We start from the raw sequence: 16768 nt of genomic DNA on the forward strand, positions 1-16768 counted from the left end.
GCAGCGGGCGGAGGCCGGAGCGGAGCATGCCGCGGTGGCGGACCCAGAGAACGGGCGGACACCCGGGGGATCGTCACGGCGGGCACGCTCCCGCAGCGGGCGGAGGTCCGAGCGGGACATGCCGCACGGTGGCGGACCCCGCCGGGATGTTTCCTGCGGTGAGGGGCCCGGCAGGGCCGTGTGTCCTACCCCCTGCGCTTGGGCTTGCCCCGGCGGCCCGCCGTGCCTCTGGCGGCGCCCGACCCGCCGGTCCTCCCCGCCCCGCCGCCCCGGGACCCCTTGGTCCCGCCCACGGCACCCCGCCCTGCCTTCTTCTCGGTACCCGCCCTGCCGGCGCCCTTACCAGCAGCCCCCTTCTTCTGCTCCGGCTGCGGCTGCGCCCGTCCCCGGGAGCTGTTCACCGTGCGGCCCCGGACGATGCCGATGAAGTCCTCGACCATGTCCGTCGTGGCGTCCTCGCGCCAGGAGAGGGCGACGGCGGACTCCGGGGCGTCGGTGACCGGCCGGTAGGTGAGGTCGCGGCGGTGGTGGAGGCGCGCCAGGGACTGCGGGACGACCAGGACACCGATGTTCGCCGCCACCAGCTCGATCGCGTCGGCCGTGGTGGCCGGGCGTTCGAAGGCCGGTTCGCCGGGCGGCCGCTCCCAGCCGATGACGTCGTCGAGGGGGTGGACGACGACCTCGTCGGCGAGGTCCTCCAGGGTGACCTCCTCGGCCGCGGTCACCACGTGGTCCTTGGGGACCACGACGACCGTCGTCTCGGTGTAGAGGGGGATCGCGCTGAACACCGTACGGTCGACCGGGAGTCGCACGAGCCCGGCGTCCGCGCGGCCGTCGCGCAACACATCGGAGGCCTCGGAAACCGTCACCTGGAGGAGCTCCAGGGGGATGTCGGGCAGGCGCTCCTGCCAGATCCGCACCCACTTGGCGGGCGTCACCCCGGGGACGTACGCGAGCCGGAAGGACGGGGATGCTGGCGAGTCTGTCACGCGGCAAGGTTACCCACTGTGGTCGGACGTCTCGTGCGCGGCCGATAGTCTTGACTCCATGACGTCGCACCAGAACACCCAGACGATGAAGCCCGCGACCGCGGCGAAGAAGCTGGGTGTGTACCTCCCCGCCACCCCCGCCGAGTTCCAGGAGGGTGTCGTCTCGCGCGCCGAGCTGAACGAGCTCCAGACGAACCCGCCCCAGTGGCTGCAGGACCTGCGACGCAACGGCCCGCACCCCCGTCCGGTCGTCGCCGCCCGGCTCGGTGTCTCCATCGCCGGTCTCGCCCGCGGCGGGGTCACCGAGGCGCTCACCACCGAGCAGATCGAGGCGCTGCGCGAGGACAACCCGGAGTGGCTGGAGAAGGAGCGCGCCACACAGGCGGAGGTCCGCAAGGAGGCCGCACGCCTCAAGGAGAAGAAGGCCCAGCAGCAGGACTGACGCCCGCCGCCGGCTCACGCCGCTATCGCAGGGGCCCGGCAGACCTGTCCGGCGACACGCCGCCATCGCAGAACTCGGCGCGGCGCCCGGCACACCCGCCCACCAACAACGCCGCTATCGCAGGGCCCGGCACACCCCGCCCGCCGCCGAAAAACTCCGTGCGCCCAGTCGAACACCTCTGCGACCATTCCCGCATGGTCCACCCTCTGGAACGCCTGGTCATCCGGCACACCCTTCGCCTCCCCTCCCCCGCGGGCCCCGCCGGGGAGGGCGACGTCGCCGCGCGGCAGTTCGACGCCGCGCTGATGTCCGTCGGCTTCAAGCTGTCGGCCGACGCGCTGCGGACGCTGTCGGGGCTGTCCGAGGGCACGGTCGTCGACACCGCCGTGCGCACCCTGGCCACCGTCCGCGAACTGGCCGGCGACCACGTGCGCCACAACGTCTACTTCGTCGACTTCCCGGCGAACGTCCCGGACACCTTCGAGTTCTGGATGCGCTGCGTGACCGAGGCCCTGGAGGACCGCAAGGCCCGCCCCGGCATCATCGAACAGCTCCGCACCGGCGTGATCAACCTGCTCACGCTGCCGTCGTACGGCACCTACCGGCACACCTACGAGGAGATGCTCGCCGCGCACGACGAACTGACGGCCGCCGTGGGCGACCGGCTGACCGTCCTGCACCTGGGCGGCACCCTGGAGGACGAGGTCACCGCCCTGTACCTGGCGCTGGCCGGCAGCACCACGCCGCTCGGCGACGAACACCTGGCCGACCTCGGGGTGCTCGCGGAGCACTGCGCGGACGGCCCCCAGCCGGCGGAGATCCCGGTACGGGAGAACCGTGCCGTCGTCAACGCGGCCCGGCTGAAGGCGGGTTCGGTCCCGCTCCTCGACACCGTCACCGATGTGCTGCGGCTGGCCTGCGCGTTGTCGGGCGGGGACGTGAGCCTCCAGGAGCCGACCCGGTTCCGCAAGCTGTCCCGGCCGGTGCGCCGCGCCCTGCTCGCGGGGCTGGACGAGGTCGTCGCCCGGGCGCCCGCCAAGCTCGCAGACGTCCTGGTGCACCGCGAGGAGTTCAAGCGGCTCGGCGAGCGTCTGCACCCGCACGAGTACCCGCGGTGGCCCCATGCCGCCGAGGTGTTCGCCGTCGCCCGGGGCGAGAAGAAGGCGTACACCTTCGACGGCCGGGTGGAGGCACTGCTCGGCGCGGACGACGTCACCGGGGCCGTGAGGCTGCTCGAGTCCGCGCCCGGCAAGCTGTTCCGCGCGCTGGACCGGCTGCTGCGTTCCGCCGCCACGCAGGAGGAGCGGGACGCCGTGCTGGCCGCCGTCGAGCGGGTCGCGCCGGAGGTCTCCGGGCGGGTCGTGCTGTCGGTGCGGGAGTACCTGCACAACCGGGCCGAAGAGACGGGCCGGAAGCGGGTGTTCATCAACCGTTCCGGCCGCGCGCACGTCACCGACGACGCGCGTCGGGCCGTACCGGAGGGCGAGCGCAAGCAGCTGATCGCCGTGCTCGACGCGGAGACGGCTCGTCGACTCCCTTCTCCGGAGCGGCTGTTGGTCGACCCCGACGTCCTCGACGTGGCGCTTCCGCTCAGCGGGCGCGCGACCTCGGCCGGGCTCGGCGTGCTGCCCCGCGGCTCGGTCTCGCCGGTCGACGGGGAGCTGCTGCGGTTCTTCGTGTACTGGAAGCAGAAGCAGCGGGTCACCGACTACGACCTGTCGGCGCTGCTGCTGGACGCGCGGTACGACACGGTGTCGTGGCTGTCGTACACCAATCTCCGCGAGGTGGAGGGCGAGCACTCCGGGGACATCACCAACGCCCCCGACGGCGCTTCGGAGTTCATCAACCTGCGGCTCGGGAGCGTGCGCGGCACGTACATCGTGCCGCAGGTCAACATCTACTCCGGGGAGAGGTTCGAGGAGGCCGAGGAGTCGTTCTTCGGGTTCATGCTGCGCGAGGGCGAGCAGAAGGGGCAGCCCTTCGAGCCGCGTACCGTGCGCATGAAGTCGGAGCTGCGCGGTCCCGGCCGGGTGGCGCTGCCGCTGGCGTTCCGCCGTGCCGAGGACGGGAGTTGGCACGCCAAGTGGCTGCACCTGTACCTGAAGGGGCATCCGGCGCACAACCGCGTCGAGGGAAACCGGGTGTCGGTGGCGACGCTGCTCCAGGGCATCGTCGAGCGCGAGCAGCTCACGGTCGGGTACCTGACCGGGCTGATGGCGAACGCCGGTACGGAGGTGGCGACTTGGGACGCCGCTTCGGTGCCGGAGGAGCCGGTGACCTACATCGGTCTGGAGCGGCCCGAGGGTCTGCACCCGGACTCGGTGGTCATCACCCCGGAAAATCTGCGCGACTTGATCCCCGAGTGACTGTTAGCGTTACCCGTGGCGAGGCCATGGAAGGGCTTCCTTCTCCATCACTGGAAGAGCCCCCATGGGGCTTGGATTCAGCCCTTCCGCTCTCCTCGCCCTAGACATGACACATGCGGCGAGGCCATGAGGGAGCTTCCTTCTCACCGGTCTCGACAACCGGCCTCGTAATGGCTCCAGTTCCTTCGCTCTCCTCGCCGTCGATGTCGTGTCGTGGCGTGCCATGTCGTGTCGGGCGGCGCATCCGCGGGTCACCGCGGTCGTGCCGCCCGTGGCGAGGCCATGAGGGGGCTTCCTTCTCACCGGTCTCGACAACCGGGCCTCCAAAGCTCCAGCCCCTTCGCTCTCCTCGCCCACGACGTCCACGTGCCCAGGCGGCCCCGGACCGGTGCACTCACCGTTCCAGGGCCGCCTTCGCCGTGCTGAGTGCCTGCTCCGCGTAGCCGCGTCCGAACAGCACGGCGTGCACCAGCAGCGGGAAGAGCTGGTGCAGCCCCACGCGGTCGGCCCAGCCGTCGGCGAGCGGTGCCGTCCGCTCGTAGCCGCGCAGCACCTCGTCCAGGTGCGGGCAGCCGAACAGGTGGAGCATCGCGAGGTCCGTCTCGCGGTGGCCGCCGTGCGCGGCCGGGTCGATCAGCCAGGCGTGGCCGTCGGCGCCCCAGAGGACGTTGCCGTTCCAGAGGTCGCCGTGCAGCCGGGCCGGGGGTTCCGCGGGACCCGCGAGCTCGGGCAGCCGCTCGCAGAGCCGTTCGATCACCGGCGCCTCCCCCGCGGTGACCGTGCCGTCGTCGACCGCGCTCCGCAGATAGGGCAGCACCCGGTGCTCGGCGTACCACTCGGGCCAGTCGGCGCCCTCGGCGTTCCGCATCGGCGCGCGCCCGATGTACGCGTCCCGTGGCCCACCGGGCGGCGCCGAGCCGAAGGCGGGTGCCCCGGCGCGGTGCAGCCCGGCCAGCGCCCGGCCCAGGTCGAGTGCCGCCTCCCGGTTCGGGCGCCCGCGCGCGACGAGATCGGTCACCAGCAGGCGCCCGTCCCGGCCGTGCACGGCCGGCACCCGGACCGCGTAGGCCCCGGCCAGCCAGCGCAGGCCCGCCGCCTCCGCCCTGGCCTCCTCCGGCGAGTCGGCCCGCTTGACCATCACCGCCCGCCCGTCGTCGAGGGTGACCTCGGTCAGCGCGCCGGACACCGGGCGCTCCCCGGTCGCCGTCCGGCCGGTGAGCCGCGCCGCCGCCCCACCAGGGCCGTCCCCGTCGTCGTACACCTGCGCCTCCCTGATCACCACGCCCTTCAGTGTTCCCGAGGGGCTCCTGCACAGCCTCTGTGAAATCTCCCAGTCATGTCTTGACATACGGAAGAAACGATCCGTAGCTTGGCCGATCATTTAGATTCGTGAAGCGGGTTCACGGATATGAACGGAGAGTTTCCATGGGCGATCGCCGACGACGCCGCCGCCTGGCCGCGGCCGCCACCGTCGCGGGGTTGATGTTCGGAACGGCCGCCTGTGGCTCCGGCTCCGACAGCGCGGGCAGCAGCGATCCGAACACGCTGGAGGTCTGGACCCGGAGCAATCCGGACTCGGCCGCGACCTACGACCGGGTCTTCGCCGCCTTCACCAGGAAGACCGGCATCAAGATCGACTACCAGCCGGTCATCAACTTCGACCAGCAGCTCCAGAGCCGCGCGTCCACCAAGGACCTGCCGGACGTCATGATCAACGACACGGCACTGATGGGCAGTTACCAGAGCCAGGGCCTGCTCAAGCCGATCGACCCCGCCTCGATCGCGGGCGGCGACCAGATCAGCGACAAGTCCTGGGCGTCCACGGTCGGCGTCGACGGGAAGCACTACGGCATCCCGTACTCCCGCCAGGCCCAGACGCTGATGATCCGCACGGACTGGCTGAAGAAGCTCGGCCTGAAGGCGCCGACGACCTGGCAGGAGATGCTCTCCGTCGCCAAGGCCTTCGCCACCGAGGACCCGGACGGCGACGGCAAGGCCGACACCTACGGCATCGTCGCGCCGGCCAGCGCCCAGAACGGCTACGCGGCCTGGTGGGGCTCCAGCTTCCTGTGGCAGGGCGGCGCCCAGATCATCAAGCCGGCCGGCGACGGCACGTACACCCCGGCCATGGACTCGGCCGCCGCGGTGGGCGCCGTGACCTGGATGAAGGACAACCTCTTCTGCGGCAGGAAGGGGATCGTCCAGCCCGGCGCGATCACCGCCGTCACCGGAACCGCCACCAACTTCCAGGACGGCAACGCCGGGATGTACATGACCGGCCCGTACAACATCACGACCTTCGACGCCACGCCCGGCAAGGATACGTACGAGGTCGTCCCGGCGCCCGCGGGCCCGGCGGGCGGCGATGTGCTGGCCGACGGTGAGAACGTCTACCTCGGCGCCAGGACCGGCAAGGACGAGCAGGAGCTGGCGCTGGCCGCGTTCCTGGTCTCGCCCGAGGGCCAGAAGATCGCGATGACCAGCGTCGACGGCCACCAGCCGGTCGTCCGCATCCCGGTCAACTCGACGCTCGACGCGGCGAAGGTCCGGAACGACGCCCGCTGGAGTGTCGTACAGAAGGCCTACGAGACCGCCTCCCAGCAGTTCCCGAACGCGCCGGACTTCGCGCCGATCAAGCAGGACACCGCCGACGCGCTCAACTCGATCTTCACGTACTGCGGCGGTGACGTCCGCTCGCAGCTCAAGGAACTGAACGACACCCTCGCCGGTGACCTCAAGGACCAGGACCTGCTGAAATGACCGCTACCGTCCCCGCGCCCGCGGCGCGCCGAGGCCTCGACGAGACGGCCGCCGGCAAGCGGGCCTTCGACAAGAAGGCCTTCGTCCCCTGGCTCTTCCTGGCCCCGGGGCTGCTGCTCGCGCTCGTCTTCAAGTTCTGGCCGATGGCCAAGGGCATCTGGCTCAGCTTCTTCGACGTACGGCCCTTCCTCGGCGACCGGTGGACCGGCCTCGACAACTACACGCGGGTCCTGACCGACCACCGCTTCCAGGACGCGATCGGGCACACCCTGATCCTGGGCCTGGGCCAGGCGGTCGGTGCGATCGTGCTCGGGTTCGCCCTCGCCCTGCTCCTCGAAGGCCAGGCCCGCTCGCTGAAGATCCTGCGCACCGCCGTCTTCCTGCCCGCCGTCACGGCCACCGCGGTCGTCGGCGAGCTGTGGCGGCTGATGTACTACCCGACCTCCGACGGCCTGATCAACAGCGGTCTGCACTTCTTCGGGCTCGGGACCGTGCAGTTCCTCGACAACCCGAACATCGCGCTGTACTCGACGATGGCGATGGGCATCTGGATCTGGGCGCCGTACAACATGGTGATCTTCCTGGCCGGTCTCGCGGGCGTGGACCGCTCGCTGTACGAGGCGGCGGCGATGGACGGCGTCTCGCTGTGGCAGCGGCTGCGGTACGTCACGCTGCCCGCGATCCGTCCCGCGCTGATGATCGTGCTCACGCTCGCCACCATCCGCGGCCTGCGCGTGTTCACCGAGGTCTACGTCCTCACGGGCGGCGGCCCGGCCGGGTCGACCGACGTCTGGATGACCCGCGCCTACACCCTGGGCTTCACCCGCAACGACATCGGCGGCGCCTCGGCGGCCTCGGTCGTGCTGCTGTGCGTGACGCTCCTGCTCACCGTCATGGTCAACCACCTGCGCAAGAGGGGAGAAGCGCGATGAGCGCCTCCGTCATCGACCCCGTCCGGCCGGCGGCCCCTGACACCCCGGCCGGACGGAACCCCCGGGACCGGCGGACCACCCCGGCCCGTTTCGACACCGCGCTCGGCTGGAACGACCGGCCCGGTGTCGCCTGGGGCCTGCGGATCCTGCTCTGTGCGATCGCCCTCGCGATCTTCGCGGCGCCCTTCCTGACGATCTTCTCGGGCGCCTTCACCACCCACCCGAGCGGCTCCTCGCTGTCGTTCCTGCCGCACGACACCACCCTGTCCAACTTCAGGGTGGCCGGCGCGCAGGGCATGTGGGACTACCTCGGCAACTCGCTGGTCATCGCGGGCGGCGGACTGCTGCTCCAGCTCGCGGTGTGCACCCTGGCGGCGTACGCCCTGGCGCGGCACCGGTTCCGGGGCCAGGCGCTGATCATGATGCTGTTCATGATGACGCTGATGCTGCCCGAGGAGGTCATCGCGATCCCGCTGTCCCTGGTCCTCGGCGATGTGCCGGTGGTGCACCTGGACCTCAAGGGCACGGTGTGGGGCGTCATCCTGCCGCTGGGCGCCTGGGGCTTCTCGGTGATGATGCTGACCGAGTTCATGCGGGAGATCCCCGACGAGATCGAGGAGGCGGCCCGTCTCGACGGCGTCGGCGAGCTCAGGATGCTGTGGCAGATCATCCTGCCGCTGTGCAAGCCCGCGCTCGGCGTGGCCGGTGTGCTCGGGTTCATCATGATCTGGGACCAGTACCTGCTGCCCCTGATCGCCGCCAAGGACCCCACCGACTACACGGTCACCGTCGCCCTGGCCACCCTGCGCACCGACCCGGTGGTCGGCTCCGGTGTGGTGCTGGCCGGTGCGGTCATCGCCCTGATCCCCAGCCTGATCGTCTACCTGCTCCTCCAGCGCTCGCTGGTCACCGGCATCGCCGCCGGTGCCACCAAGGGCTGAGCCCACCGTAGTTACGAGGGAGACATGAAGTTCCAAGGAGTGCTGTTCTTCCCGGTGACGCCGTTCGCCGTGGACGGCTCGCTGGACGAGGAACGCCTCGCCCGGCACATCGAGAACGGCGTCACAGCGGGCGCCGGAGGCGTGTTCGTCGCCTGCGGCACCGGTGAGTTCCACGCCCTGACGCCCGACGAGCTGGAGCGGGCCACCCGGGTCGCGGTCGAGACGACCGCGGGCCGCGTGCCCGTCCTGGCCGCCGCCGGCGGCCCGACCCCGGTCGCCCGCGACCACGCGGTCCGCGTCGCCCGCGCGGGCGCCGACGGCATCCTGCTGCTCCCGCCCTACCTGGTGACGGCCCCGCAGCGGGGCCTGGTCCGCTACGTCGAGGAGGTCACCGCCGCGAGCGACCTGCCGGTGATCTTCTACCAGCGCGGCACCGCCCGCCTCACCGCGGAGACGGCCGCCGAGATCGCCGCCCTGCCCAAGGTCGTCGGCCTCAAGGACGGCCTCGGCGACATCGAGCGCATGCACCGCATCGTGCGCGCGGTGCGAGCCGTACCAGGCACGGAGGACTTCCAGTTCTTCAACGGCCTGCCCACCGCCGAGATGACCGCCCCCGCCTACCAGGGCATCGGCGTCTCCCTCTACTCCTCCGCCGTGTTCGCCTTCGCGCCCGAGATCGCCCTCGCCTTCCACGGGGCGCTCGCCGCGGGCGACCGACCGCTCGTGGACACGCTCCTCGACGAGTTCTACGGCCCCCTCGTCCAGCTCCGCGACGAAGTACCGGGGTACGCCGTGGCGTTGGTCAAGTCGGGAGTGGCTCTGCGTGGCCTGGACGTGGGTGGCGTACGGGCACCCCTCGTCGACCCGGCCCCGGAGCACGTGGCGCGGCTGGCCAAGCTCATCGACCGCGGTCTGGAGGTGGTCGGCGCATGAGCGAGCCGACGCGCATCAAGGAGCTGGTCGTCACTCCCATCGCCTTCCGTGACCCGCCGCTGCTCAACTCCAACGGCGTGCACGAGCCCCTGGCCCTGCGGATCATCCTCCAACTCGTCCTGGAGGACGGCACGGTGGGGCTCGGCGAGTCCCCCGGCGGGGTGGCCCGGCTGGAGCGCCTCGAGGCCGCCGCGAAGGTCGTCGTCGGCATGGACGTCTTCGACACCACCGCCGTCTCGGCCGCGATCGACGCCGCCCTGCTGCCCACGGTGCCCTCCTCGCACGAACGCGGCTGGACCAGCTCCGCCGTCGAGGTGGCCTGCCTGGACGCGCAGGGCAAACTGCTCGGCCGTCCGGTCAGCGATCTGCTGGGCGGGACGGTCCGGGACTCGGTGCCGTTCGCCGCGTACCTCTTCTACAAGTGGGCCGAACACCCGGCCCTCGACGGCCGCGCCGCCGTGGGGGACGAGTGGGGCGAGGCCCTGGACCCGGCCGGCATCGTGGAGCAGGCCCGGCTGATGCAGGAGCGGTACGGGTTCAAGTCGTTCAAGCTGAAGGGCGGTGTCTTCGCGCCCGACGAGGAGATCGCCGCGATCAGGGCGCTCGCGGAGGCCTTCCCCGGACAGCCGCTGCGCCTTGACCCCAACGTCGCGTGGACCGTGGAGACGTCCAAGTACGTGGCGCGTGAACTGGACGGTGTCCTGGAGTACTTGGAGGACCCGACCAGGGGCATCGAGGGCATGGCGGAGGTGGCGAAGGACGCGCCGATGCCGCTGGGCACCAACATGTGCGTGATCGCCTGGGAGCACCTGAAGCCGGCGATCGAACAGAACGCGATCCAGGTGCTGCTGACGGACCACCACTACTGGGGCGGTCTGCGGCGCACCCGTGAACTGGCCGCGGTCTGCGAGGCGTTCGGCCTCGCGCTGTCGATGCACTCCAACTCGCATCTCGGCATCAGCCTGGCCGCCATGACCCATGTGGCGGCGGCGATCCCGAACCTCGACCACTCCTGCGACACGCACTACCCGTGGAACCACGCCGACGACGTGATCCGCCCGGGTGTCCTGGAGTTCCGCGACGGCGAGGTCAGGGTCCCGACGGGGCCCGGCCTCGGCGTGGAGCTCGACCATGACGCGCTGGAGCGCCTGCACCGCCTCTACGTCGACTCCGGGGTGCGCAGCCGGGACGACACCGGGTACATGCGGCGGTTCCGGCCCGACTACGAACTCAGGCTCCCGCGCTGGTGAGTTGCCCCCCATGGGACAGGGCGCCCGGTGACTCCGGGCGCCCTGTCCCGCTCCCACCGGCTCAGCCTCCCTTCCGGCAGCGGCTCGCGGGCAGGTCCGTCATCAGCTGCTGCCAGCGGGGGCCCTGCGGGGCGCGGGTCAGCCGGCACACCTCGGCCGCGAGGTCGCGCACGTCGGGGTTCCACAGCCGGACCGTGCCGTCGATGCCGCTGCTGGCCAAGGACTGCCCGTCCGGGGCGAACGTGACGCCCCACACCGCGCTGGTGTGACCGGTCAGGGTGGCCAGTGGACCTCGCGCCCGGGTGTCCCACAGCCGCACGGTGCCGTCGTTGCCGCTGCTGGCCAGGGTCCGCCCGTCCGGGGCGAAGGCGAGTCCGCGGACCGAGCCGGTGTGACCGGTGAGGGCGGCCGTCGCCCGGTGGCCGGCGGGGTCCCACAGCCGTACCGTGCCGTCGTTGCCGCTGCTGGCGAGGGTCCGCCCGTCCGGGGCGAACGCCACGGCGCGTACGGCGCCGGTGTGTCCGGTGAGGGTGGCGAGCGGCAGCCGGCGGGGCACGTTCCACAGCCGCACGGTCAGGTCGTCGCTCGCGCTCGCGAGGATGCGGCCGTCAGGGCTGAACGCCACCGCGTTCACGAAGTCGGTGTGTCCGGTGAGGGTGGTCAGGAGTCGGCCCCGGGCCACGTCCCACAGCCGGACCGTGCCGTCCGGGCCGGCTGACGCCAACGTTCGTCCGTCGGGGGCGAAGGCCACCGAGAACACCGCGCCCGTATGCCCCCGCAGCACCGTGAGCGGCCGCCGCCCGGCCACGTCCCACAACCGGACAGCGCCGCCGGAGCCCGCCGAGGCCAGGGTGCGTCCGTCCGGGGCGAACGCCACCGAGAACACCGCGCCCGAGTGCCCCCGCAGCACCGCCAGCGGCCGCCGCCCGGCCACGTCCCACAACCGCACGGTGTGATCGGCGTCGGCGGCGGCCAGGGTCCGCCCGTCCGGGCTGAACGCGGCGTGCCAGACCTCCGTGAACGGGCGGGCCGTCAGCGCCGAGCGGCTCAGGTCCCACAGCACGACGGACTCGTCGAACCCGGCCGTGGCCAGCAGTGTGCCGCCGGGGTCGGTGGCCACTCCGAGCACGTAGTCGGTGTGCCCGGACAGGGTGGTCGTGATCCGGTGGCTGCGGACGTCCCACAGGCGCACCGCGCCATCGCCCGCGGCGCCGATCACGGTGGTCGAGTCGGGGGTGAAGGCGACGGCGTTCACGTCGTCGCTGGTGCCGGTCAGCGCGGCGGTGCTCTTCAGCCGGGCCCGGTCCCACAGGCGTACGACACGGTCGGCGCCGCCCGAGGCGAGCGTGCGCCCGTCGGGGGCGAACGCCACGCCCAGGACCCCGGCGGTGTGCCCGGCGAGGACGGCCAGCGGCCGGTGCCGGACCGTGTCCCACAGCCGTACCGTGTGGTCGGAGCCGCCCGAGGCCAGGGTCCGTCCGTCGGGGCTGTAGGCCAGGGCGTCGACGCTGTCCCGGTGGCCCGTGAAGGTGGCGATCGGGTGGTGCGCACCGGTGGCCCGCCACAGGGTGACGGTGCCGTCCGAGTCCGCGGCCGCGAGGGTCCGCCCGTCGGGGGCGTAGGCGACGGCCCGCACCGGGGCGTCGGTGGTGAGGTCGGCGAGGACCCGGCGCGTGGTCACGTCCCACACCCGCACGGCGCCGCCCACCGCGCCCACGACCCCGGCGGCGAGCGTACGGCCGCCGGGGCCGAAGGCCACCGAGCGCACCTTGCCGGTGGCGGCGAGGACCGCGGTCTGCCGTCGCTCGGCGGTCCGCCAGACCCTGACCGTGCCGTCGCTGCTGCCGCTCGCGAGCAAGCGGCCCTCGGGCGCGAAGGCGACGGCGTTGACGGGCCCCGAGTGCCCGGTCAGCCGGCCGGAGAAGTACTGCGCCTGGGTGCTGAGCAGGGCGCCGCGGGCCTCCGTGGTCGGCTCGGTGCCGTAGGCCTCGGCGGCGAGCAGCAGCGCGGCCTCGGGCTGGGCACTCGCCATCGCGGTCGACCGTACGGCCAGCGACTGGGACAGGGTGACCCGGCTCTGCCGCAGGGCCTCGGACCGCTGCTGGTAGGCGAGCCCACCCGCGGTGACGGCCAGGCCCAACAGGGCCGCGAGTACGGCGAGAAGGCGGCGCTGCCGACGCCCCTGACGCCGGTCGGATTCCTGCCTCCGGAGTTCCTCGGCCCGGCTCGCCTCGTAGAACTCCGCTTCCCGCGGCCCGAGTTCGGCCCGGTCGGCGACCTCCCTGGCCCACTCGGTGACGGCGGACAGCCGGGGCCCCCGGTAGAGCAGCAGGGGGTCGCGTCCCTCGCGCTCCCATTCGGCGGCCGCGTCGGCGAGTTGCTGCCGGATCAGCAGCCCGGCCCGGTCCGCGTGGATCCAGCCGCGCAGTCGGGGCCAGACGTGCAGCAGCGCCTCGTGGGTGATCTCGACGGTGTCCCGGTCGACGGTGATCAGCCGGGCCCGCACGAAGGCGTCGAGGGCCGTGGCCGCGGCGGCCGGGTCGGGGAGCTGCGCCAGCAGGACCGCGCGGTCCAGCCTGCGGCGGGTCGCCTCGCTGCCGTCCCCGAGCTGGACCAGCCGGACCAACGCCTGGCGGATCATGGTCTGTTCCGCGGGGTACAGCCGGGCGAAGCAGGTCTCCGCCGTCCTCGCGACGGCGCCCTGGATACCGCCGCTGTCCTCGTAGTCCGTGATGGTCAGCGTCCGTCCGTCCCCGCGCTGCCAGGTGGCCATGAGCGCGTGGGAGAGCAGGGGGAGGGCGCCGGGCGGGGCGGGCGCGGACTCGTCGCGGTCGGCCGTACCGTCAGCCGGGTGCTGTCCGTGCGTGGCCTGCGGGGCGGTGGCCGGGTCCGAGCGCAGTCCCACGTCCCGCAGCAGCAGCTGGACCAGGCCGGGCGCGAGCACGAGGCCCGCCTGCCGGGCCGGGCGGGTGATCGACTCGCGCAGTTCCCGTACGGTCATCGGCCGCAGCACGAACAGCCCCGCGGCGAACACCGCGGCGAGTTCGGGATGGTCGAGGCAGCGGCCGGTGAAGTCGGCGCGCATACCGAGGACCACGGCGGAGAGCGCCGCGCGGGCCCCATCGAGGTCCGCCGGATCCGGCGTCGACAGAGCACACAACGCCCTGACGAAGGCACGCCGTTCGCCCTCGTCCGGGCAGAGGGTGAAGACCTCCTCGAACTGATCGACCAACAGGACCAGCCGACCGGGGGGCGGTTCACGGTCGTCCCCGCCGGGCGGGGTGAGGCCACGCACCGGTTCGGGGCCGTGTTTCCCGAGCGGGGTGCGGTCAACTACCGCGGCGGCGGGGTCCTTTCCGGGCCGGCCGCGGTCAACCGCCGGGTCGTCGGCGTCCTTTCCGGGCGGGATACGGCCTCCCAGCGGGTCGCCGGCATCCTTCCCGGGCGGCATGCGGTCTTCCACCGAGGCCCGGTCGTGCCCCGCCGACGCCCGGCGCCTCGCCCTTGCCACTGCCGCGACCAGCCGGGACGGGTCCTCCCGGAGTTCGTCGGGCGTGACGCCCAGGTCCTCGCCCAGCACCTCGGCGGTTCGGGACAGGAGTTCCCCGAGCGGGCGGGCCGTCGGGGTGAAGGCGACCACCGGCCACTCGCGCGACCCCGCCATCGGCAGCGCGCCGTTCCGCAACGCGGGGACGAGCCCGGCGTTGAGCAGCGAGGACTTGCCCGCCCCCGACGGCGCCGCGAGCAACAGCGGTCCGCTGCCCACCCGTTGGAAGAGCCGGTCCACCAGCGCGGCCGTCATCCGCTCACGCCCGAAGAACCAGCGGGCGTCCTGCGCGGTGAAGGCGGCCAGCCCCCGGTAGGGGCACTCCCGCCCCTTCTCCTCGGACCGCCCGGTCCGCTCCGCCGTGAGCGGCTCGGGCACCAGCCGCAGGAGGGCGCCGCCCGCGAGCAGCGCCTCGTCGCAGCGGCGCCCCACATCCGCCGTGGCCGGCTTGGAACCGTTCTCGATCTTGCTCAGATACCCCTTGCTGTAGTGCACCCGCTGAGCGAGCGCCGTGAGCGACAGCCCCCTCTCGTGCCTCAGACGTCTCAGCTCGGAGGGAAAGTCCGCGGGCGCACCACCGTCCGCGGGCGCACCACCGCTTCCCCCTTCTTCGGCTCCCCCGTACCCCGTGCTCTCGGTCGTGTGCGGGTTCTCGACCACGCCACCTCCCCGCGGCGGCCCGTGTCCCCCCGTTGGTCACGTCTCCCGCCGCCGCCCCAACTCAACGCTACAGGCGGGCTAGTTGGGGCCCGGGTGGCGATCAGGGACGGGTGTTTCCCTGTTTCCCGTTGCCGGGGGTCGACGGGAAACGTCTCGACATGCTCATGACCTGGGCCGAAAGCTCGGAGTCCGGGCCGGCCATCCAGCCGGCCCACGAAGAGGATCTTCCAGGGAGGGAACCATGAGGACCCGTACGCTTTCGGCCGTTGTGGCGGGCTCGGCCACCGCCGCGCTCCTGCTGACCGGCGTCGGCGCGGCCGCGGCCGCCCCGGCCACGTCGGACAAGCCCAGCAAGACCTCCGCGCCCGCCACGGCCCAGGGCGCGGCCACTCCGGCCAAGGCGGCCTGGGACGGAAACATCTACCTCTACTACAGCACCGCCGCCAACAGCGCCTGGCGTGCCTACTCCGGCGGCACCGCGGACTTCGCCGCGGACACCTTCAACAACGGCGTCGACGGCTACGGCCAGCGCGTGAAGAACAACGTCAACCGGGCGTGGAACAACGACCAGCGCTGGGCCGCGAACATTTGGTACAACGAGAACTTCCAGGGCGCGGTGGACACCTTCTACCCGGGCGAGGCACGCCAGTTGAAGGTCGGGGTGCGCAACGACAACGCCTCGCTGAGCTGGACGTACATCGGCTGACCTCGGCACACGCGGCGGCGGGCCGGGGAGACGCTCCCCCGGCCCGCCGCAACCAGCCCCCGTCGCCGGACCCACCGTTCTCGTCTGCCCGCCCGAAGGGGGACACGTCCATGCGCCCACCGTCAACGCCCCTCGACGGGAGGGGTGTTCGAGCCGCCGCGATCCTCGGTGTCCTGGCCGGAATCGTCGCCGTCACCGGATGTTCGGACGGAGCCGCCACCCAGCGGCCATCCGAATCCGCACCCGCCACGACACGTCGGGGCACCGACGTCGGCGAGGAAACACCACCGGGAGCCGAAGTGCCGGTGATCCTGGATGTGAAGTCCCTGGCCCTGCCGATCGAGCCCTATCTGTTCACCAACCGTCAGATGGCCGACGTTCTGCACGCCCGGCAGGCGCTGGTGGTCCCCTGCATGCGCCGCTTCGGCTTCGCATGGCCCGCATCCGACCCGGAGCGGAACGACAGCGCCGGTACGGTCCCCGGCATGAGGAACGCGGCCAACCTGGACCGCCGTTACGGCATCACGGATCCCGCCCTCGCGGCCCGCCACGGGTACCACTTCGCTCCCGGGTCCCGGCAGAGGGACCCGCAGGACTCCACCAGCGCCTCCCGACCGAACGCCGACGCCCTGGCCGTCCTCACCGGGCGTACCGGCGACGGCACCCCGGCCCCGGCCCGCTACCACGGCCGGGCGGTACCGGAGGGCGGCTGCCAGGGGCAGGCGACCACACGGCTCGCCGGTGACCGGCCGCTGGGCAACAACCAACTGGCCAACGAGATCAACGTGGTCAGCTACCAGAAGTCGCAGGCGGACCCCCGTGTCAGGTCGGTCTTCCGCGCGTGGTCGGCCTGTATGCGGAAGCACGGCTACTCCTACGCCGCGCCCACCGAAGCCCCCGGCAAGGACCCCCGGTTCACCGGCCCGGCGCCCACCCGGCAGGAGATCGCCCTGGCCGAGGCGGACGTGGCGTGCAAGCGGCAGACCAACGTGATCGGCGTCTGGTTCACCGTCGACGCGGCCCACCAACGGCAGATGATGGCCTCGAAGGGGCCGGAACTGGCCCGAGCGAAGGACGCCATCCGCACCCAGACGGCGAACGCGGACCGCGTCCTGAACGGCAGCGGCTAAGGACACCGGCGACCGCACGAGACACGGGTGGTACGGGTGGGGCGGGTGGCACGGGCGACCACCTGCCGCAGAAGATCCTCCGGTGCTTCAATGTCACCCCCGGGCGGAGGAG

General features: G+C 72.4%; 12 protein-coding genes. 9 read left to right on the forward strand and 3 right to left on the reverse strand.

Going from position 1 to position 16768, the window contains the following annotated elements; translation table 11 throughout:
- Positions 1-185: 185 nt before the first annotated feature.
- Positions 186-989, reverse strand: a complete 804-nt coding sequence (locus AC2XR2_RS05050) for a LysR substrate-binding domain-containing protein (protein ID WP_491514393.1) — start codon at positions 987-989, stop codon at positions 186-188.
- A gap of 58 nt (positions 990-1047) precedes the next feature.
- Here AC2XR2_RS05050 and AC2XR2_RS05055 point away from each other — a divergent pair, with 58 nt between their 5' ends.
- Together AC2XR2_RS05055 and AC2XR2_RS05060 are read left to right on the forward strand one after the other, a co-directional pair.
- Positions 1048-1431 (forward strand): DUF5997 family protein, encoded by a 384-nt coding sequence (locus AC2XR2_RS05055; RefSeq protein WP_330268578.1) that lies wholly within the window; start codon positions 1048-1050, stop codon positions 1429-1431.
- Positions 1432-1625: 194 nt separating this feature from the next.
- Positions 1626-3797, forward strand: coding sequence for a TerD family protein (locus AC2XR2_RS05060; RefSeq protein ID WP_491514394.1), 2172 nt, complete (start codon positions 1626-1628; stop codon positions 3795-3797).
- Between the two features lie 394 nt (positions 3798-4191).
- Here the strand turns inward: AC2XR2_RS05060 and AC2XR2_RS05065 are convergent, their stop codons facing one another.
- The gene (locus tag AC2XR2_RS05065; RefSeq protein WP_491518411.1) at positions 4192-5058 is read right to left on the reverse strand and encodes a fructosamine kinase family protein; all 867 of its coding nucleotides are present in this window, start codon (positions 5056-5058) and stop codon (positions 4192-4194) included.
- Between the two features lie 164 nt (positions 5059-5222).
- On the opposite strand from AC2XR2_RS05065, the gene AC2XR2_RS05070 reads away from it, so the two are divergent.
- The 5 genes from AC2XR2_RS05070 to AC2XR2_RS05090 are packed head-to-tail and all read left to right on the forward strand — an operon-like array spanning position 5223 to position 10613.
- Complete coding sequence (locus tag AC2XR2_RS05070) at positions 5223-6557, forward strand: ABC transporter substrate-binding protein (protein WP_491514395.1); 1335 nt, start codon at positions 5223-5225, stop codon at positions 6555-6557.
- Positions 6554-7489 (forward strand): carbohydrate ABC transporter permease, encoded by a 936-nt coding sequence (locus tag AC2XR2_RS05075; protein WP_381302172.1) that lies wholly within the window; start codon positions 6554-6556, stop codon positions 7487-7489. The genes AC2XR2_RS05070 and AC2XR2_RS05075 overlap by 4 nt, the downstream gene beginning before the upstream one ends.
- Positions 7486-8430, forward strand: a complete 945-nt coding sequence (locus AC2XR2_RS05080; RefSeq protein ID WP_449352858.1) for a carbohydrate ABC transporter permease — start codon at positions 7486-7488, stop codon at positions 8428-8430. Before AC2XR2_RS05075 ends, AC2XR2_RS05080 begins: the two co-directional genes overlap by 4 nt.
- A gap of 24 nt (positions 8431-8454) precedes the next feature.
- A complete protein-coding gene (locus tag AC2XR2_RS05085) occupies positions 8455-9363 on the forward strand; it encodes a 5-dehydro-4-deoxyglucarate dehydratase (protein ID WP_491514396.1) in 909 nt (302 codons plus the stop codon).
- Complete coding sequence (locus tag AC2XR2_RS05090; protein WP_381302166.1) at positions 9360-10613, forward strand: glucarate dehydratase family protein; 1254 nt, start codon at positions 9360-9362, stop codon at positions 10611-10613. The genes AC2XR2_RS05085 and AC2XR2_RS05090 overlap by 4 nt, the downstream gene beginning before the upstream one ends.
- 61 nt (positions 10614-10674) lie before the next feature.
- Here AC2XR2_RS05090 and AC2XR2_RS05095 read toward each other — a convergent pair whose 3' ends face one another.
- A complete protein-coding gene (locus AC2XR2_RS05095) occupies positions 10675-14820 on the reverse strand; it encodes an nSTAND1 domain-containing NTPase (RefSeq protein ID WP_491514397.1) in 4146 nt (1381 codons plus the stop codon).
- A 241-nt stretch (positions 14821-15061) separates the two neighbouring features.
- Here AC2XR2_RS05095 and AC2XR2_RS05100 point away from each other — a divergent pair, with 241 nt between their 5' ends.
- Together AC2XR2_RS05100 and AC2XR2_RS05105 are read left to right on the forward strand one after the other, a co-directional pair.
- Entirely contained in the window at positions 15062-15526 is a 465-nt protein-coding gene (locus AC2XR2_RS05100; protein ID WP_491514398.1) for a hypothetical protein, read from the forward strand.
- A 299-nt stretch (positions 15527-15825) separates the two neighbouring features.
- Positions 15826-16656, forward strand: a complete 831-nt coding sequence (locus tag AC2XR2_RS05105) for a hypothetical protein (protein ID WP_491514399.1) — start codon at positions 15826-15828, stop codon at positions 16654-16656.
- The last annotated feature ends 112 nt before the right edge of the window (positions 16657-16768 follow it).

The organism is Streptomyces sp. LS-MS-L19 (assembly GCF_058382285.1).